The following is a 305-nucleotide window of genomic DNA, read 5'->3' as shown; positions in this document are numbered from 1 at the left end:
GCACGGCCGCCAGCGTGCGCGTGGGACCGGATATCCGGCGCGGCACCGTCGCCTTCGTCCAATGCCCCGCCGCGGACGTGGCGCGCGTGCAGGATTTGCTCGGACGGTTTCCGTTCCCTCTCGACTTCAACTGCCCGGCGTGAACGCGCCGAGCCCCCTCCCGTAGAGGAACCGCTCATGAATACCACATTGCCCGAGCAGGTCGACGTCCTGCTGGTGGGCCTGGGTCCGGTCGGCGCAACCGCGGCCAACCTGCTGGGACGCTACGGCGTCCGTACCCTGGCCATCGACAAGGCCGCGGATAT

The 305-nt window shown here is 69.2% G+C and carries 1 protein-coding gene; it reads left to right on the top strand.

What is annotated here, in order from left to right; genetic code table 11:
- Positions 1–177 precede the first annotated feature (177 nt).
- The coding region (locus ACYP5B_RS38370) for an FAD-dependent monooxygenase (protein ID WP_459573061.1) at positions 178–305 on the top strand (128 nt) is incomplete at its 3' end.

It is taken from the genome of Cupriavidus sp. 8B, assembly GCF_054589115.1.
The sequence above is the reverse complement of the archived record's forward strand: the minus strand, read 5'-3'. Positions and strand labels throughout refer to the sequence as shown.